Below are 4,170 nucleotides of genomic sequence, written 5' to 3'. Positions count from 1 at the left end.
GCGCCGCCACCCCGGCCCATGACCGCCTCGCCTGGGAGGAAGTCGCGCTGCCCGCGGCCCGGGGCATCGCCGCCCACGCAAGGGGCGAGGCCGCGCTTGCCGCCCGGCTTCTGGGCCGCGCCCTGCCCCGCCTGCAGGAGATCGGCGGCTCCCATGCCCAGCGCGATTTCTTCGAGCAAATTCATCTCGATGCGCTGATCCGGGCCGGGGCGCTCTCCGCCGCCCAGCAGGTGCTGGAACTGCGCCGCGGCTATGATCCGACCGGCATTCCCCTGAACCGGCAGCTGGCGCAGGTCTATGACGGGCTCGGCCTGCCCGGCGAGGCCGCCCGCGCGCGGGCCCGGATCCGCGCCTGAACGGCCTATAGAAAGGATTCATTTCTGGCAGGTAGCAAGGGAGCCGGTTGTACGATTCGGAGATGCGTTCATGATGCTCCGCCATCAGGTCCTGATCCTTGCGGCTCTGCCCCTTCTAGGTCTCCTCGCTGTCAGCGGCCCGCTCAGTCTGGGCAAGTGGCGCGCCTATACCGATACCAGCAACACCGCCGAGGCGGTGGCTGAAGGGATCGATCTGGCCAGCCTGGTGCACCGGCTGCAGATCGAACGCGGGCAATCGGCGGGATTCCTCGGTTCGGCCGGGGCCAATTTCGGCGCCGACCTGCCGCGGACGCGGCAAACCACCGACCAGGCCCTCGCCCGGATCCCCGACCTGCCGCCGACGCTGCGCAGCGCCCTGACGCAGCTGGGCCCGATGCGCGATCAGATCGACCGCCAGTCAGTGACCGGCGCCGATGCCGGGACCTTCTATACCGGCGCGATCCGGTCCATCCTGGCCGAGATCGAGGATCACCTTCTCTCGCAGCGCGACCCGGAGATCACGCGCCTGAGCGCCGGTCTCTCGGCCCTGACCGAAGCCAAGGAAGCCGCGGGCCTGCAACGCGCCGCCGGGGCGACGGGCCTGGGCAGCGCCACGCTTCCCGCGCCCGTCTACCGCACCTTCCTCGAACGCGGCGCGACCGAGGCCTCCATGCTGCGCCTCGCGGCCATCGAATTGGGGGATGTCCTGGGCGGCGTCGATTTCGCCGCCCGCCAGCAGGAGACCGGGATCGCCGCCGCCCGCGAGGCCTTTGCCGCGGCGGGGCCCGGCGGGCAGGTGGCGGGGCTGACGGGGCCCGCGTGGTTCGCCCTCTCCACCGCCTGGATCGACGTCCTGCGCGAGGTCGAGACCAGCGTTGCCGAGGCCATCCGCGACCGCGCCCGGTCCCATGCACAACAGGCGCTCTACAGCTTCATCGGCTTCCTGAGCCTCTCAGTGTTGGCGGTGCTCGGCAGCGCCTGGCTCGGCCACACCGTCAACCGCTCGGTCGCGGGCAGCTTCCGGGCGCTGATCAACGCGATGGAACGTCTGGGGCGGCGGGATTTCGACGACCGGCCGCGCACGGTCGACCTCAAGACCGAAGTCGGCCAGCTGTTCAACGCCATCGACCGCACGCGCGACAATCTGCGCGCCGCCGATGCCGCCGTGGCCGAGGCAATCCGCGCCAACCGCGAGCAGGTGATCGACCATCTCGATGCCGCGCTGGCGAGCCTGTCGCAGGGCGATCTCGATTGCCAGATCGCTGTCGAGTTCCCGCCCGAATACGACGGGCTGCGGCTGCGCTTCAACGATGCGGTCGGGCGGTTGCGCACGGCCATCGGCGGCGTCGCCGGCGCCGTCAGCGGCTTCCGCGCCTCCAGCGCCGAGCTCAACCGCGCCACCGACGACATGTCGCGCCGCACCGGCTCGCAGGCCGCCGCGCTCGAGGAAACCACAGCCGCCCTGTCCCAGCTGTCGGATCTGGTGGCAGGCACCGCCCGCGCCTCGAAAAGCGCGGGCGAGGCCGCGATCAGCCTGCGCAACAACGCGGCCGAGGGTCAGGGCCGCGTCGATGAGGCGATTGCCGTCATGCAGAGGATCGCCAAATCCTCGGAAGAGATGACGCGCATGGTGGCCTTGATCGACGACATCGCCTTCCAGACCAACCTGCTGGCGCTCAATGCCGGAGTCGAGGCGGCGCGGGCCGGCGAATCCGGGCGCGGCTTCGCGGTCGTGGCCAGCGAAGTGCGGGCGCTCGCCGTGCGCTCGGCCGATACCACCAACGAGATCCGCAACCAGATCAAGCGCTCGACCGAGATCGTGCAGCAGGGCGTCTCGCTGGTCGAGGTCGCGGCCCATTCCTTCCGGCAGATCGGCGACGGGATCGCGGGCGCGAGTTCCGCCATGGAACAGATCGCCGACGAGGCCGTGTCCCAGGCCTCGAGCATCGCCGAAATCAAGGCGGCGATGCTGTCCCTTGACCAGGTCACCCAGCAGAATGCCGCCATGGTGCAGGAGAATTCCGACCTGATCGAGATGCTCAACGGCCAATCCGCCGATGTCAGCGGCCTGATCGCCGCCTTCCGCACCGACGCCGCGCCCGCAAGGCAGACGCCCGCACACCGATCCCGCGCGGCCTGACCGCCCTGGGGGTCAGGCGCCGAAGGGGGTCATCTGCGCGACGATCACGGCATTCTCGTCGAGCGCGCGCTGCATCAGGGCGCGCTCCTCGGCGTCGATCTCGTCCCCCTGTTCGAGCCGCTCTTCCAGCGTGCCGTAGCCGGTCACGTCGAGGGGCGCGAGGTCGGCCTGTTTCAGGATCGCCACCGTCTCGCGCACCGCTTCGGCCTCGTCCACGCCCGAGGCATAGCACAAGAGCCCCGCCCCGGTGCTGCCCGGGGGCAAGCCGTCGTCCTTGCTGCGGCCGACCTCGACCAACAGGGTATAGACCTTCTGCGGGCGTTTCGATTTCTCGGCCATGATCCCTCGCACCGTTTCCTGCAGCCTCATAGCGCGAAGCGGCGCCCGGCGGAAGCGGTGGGCGGCAAGAGGCTCTGGCTCTGGCTCTGGCTCTGGCTCTGGCTCTGGCTCTGGCTCTGGCTCTGGAAGTCGTCTCGCGTGATCAAGCCCGCAAGCCCGAACGGACTCCCGCTGCGGTAACTGGGACGTCCTTCCCATGGAGGGCGCGTGACGACCCTTGGTCAGGAATATGGCCGTCGACGGAGCGCTCGATTGCGTCAGGCGACCGATGATCGCCGCTTCCGGCGAGCGCATCTCCACCCGACCCCGGGGGTAACGAACTGCTGATTCCCAGCACCCACGTCCTTTGACGGTGGCATGCGTGTCATGGCGGCCCTTCACCGGAACGCCCTTGGGAGAAGGTTGGGCAAAGGACGCCTTGCCCCGGTCGAGGGCCCCAGACAAAGCGTGATCGGCCACTGGCAGACCTCAACGCTATTGCCACGGAAAGACGTCAGCGTTGACCCCTCAGGTTGATTCCGATGATCGACCCGCCGCGGAAACGGCCGGGGATATCATCTTCGCCCGAGCTTACCCATAGCGGCTCAGGATGGGGCGACGGGGTGATGGACAGCGATGAAGCCGTTGGCGAGGAAAGCGCATGCCATCGGGGGACCATGCAGCGGCTTCAAGTGCCTGCACGCCGCCCCGTCTTGGCCCGGAGCTCGACGCGCCGACACACCGGTGGCGCGGCGGCTGGTGCCGGGGCAGTCCAGCCTGGGGCGTGCCGGTCTCAAGCCCCCAACGCAATGCCGATTGGTGCCCGCTCATCATGAGCCTGATCCCGTTTGCGCAGGATGCTTTCTCCCTCCCGCGCACGGGGCGCCCGGCGAACGCGGCCGGATCGCCTTCGTCGGATATCGGTCTGGTCGAAACCGGCGATGGCCCCTGCGCCTGCGGGTAAGGGAACCGGAGAACGGTGCATCAAACCAGAGGATCCCGCCCCTCAGTTTCGGCCCTAGGCCCGCAGCCGGATCTCGCGCGGCGGCTGGTGCCGGGACAGGTCCCGCCCAGGGCGTGCCGGTCTCAAGCCCCAACGACATGCCAATTGGCGCCCGCTCATTATGGGCCTGATCCCGTTTGCGCAGGCTGCTTTCTCCCTCCCGCGCACGGGGCGCCCAGCGAACGCGGCCGGATCGCCTTCGGCGGACATCGGTCTGGTCGAAACCGGCGATGGCCCCTGTGCCAGCGGGAACGGGAACCGGAGAACGGTGCATCAAACCAGAGGATCCCGCCCCTCAGTTTCGGCCCTAGGCCCGCAGACGGATCTCGCGCGCCAGCTTTCGGGCCCATTCC

2 protein-coding genes and 1 pseudogene are annotated in these 4,170 nt (G+C 69.3%); 2 read left to right on the top strand and 1 reads right to left on the bottom strand.

Annotation, left to right across the window (positions count from 1 at the left end; translation table 11 throughout):
- Positions 1-356 (top strand): annotated as a pseudogene (locus tag VDQ18_RS23020) (tetratricopeptide repeat protein); the annotation flags it as partial.
- A 70-nt stretch (positions 357-426) separates the two neighbouring features.
- On the top strand, positions 427-2,496 hold the full coding sequence (locus tag VDQ18_RS23015; protein ID WP_323023188.1) for a methyl-accepting chemotaxis protein: 2,070 nt from the start codon (positions 427-429) through the stop codon (positions 2,494-2,496).
- Positions 2,497-2,508: 12 nt separating this feature from the next.
- On the opposite strand, the gene VDQ18_RS23010 is transcribed toward VDQ18_RS23015, so the two are convergent.
- On the bottom strand, positions 2,509-2,835 hold the full coding sequence (locus tag VDQ18_RS23010) for a hypothetical protein (protein WP_323023187.1): 327 nt from the start codon (positions 2,833-2,835) through the stop codon (positions 2,509-2,511).
- Positions 2,836-4,170: the final 1,335 nt, after the last annotated feature.

It is taken from the genome of Pararhodobacter sp. (assembly GCF_034676075.1).
Lineage (GTDB): Bacteria > Pseudomonadota > Alphaproteobacteria > Rhodobacterales > Rhodobacteraceae > Pararhodobacter.
The sequence above is the reverse complement of the archived record's forward strand: the minus strand, read 5'-3'. Positions and strand labels throughout refer to the sequence as shown.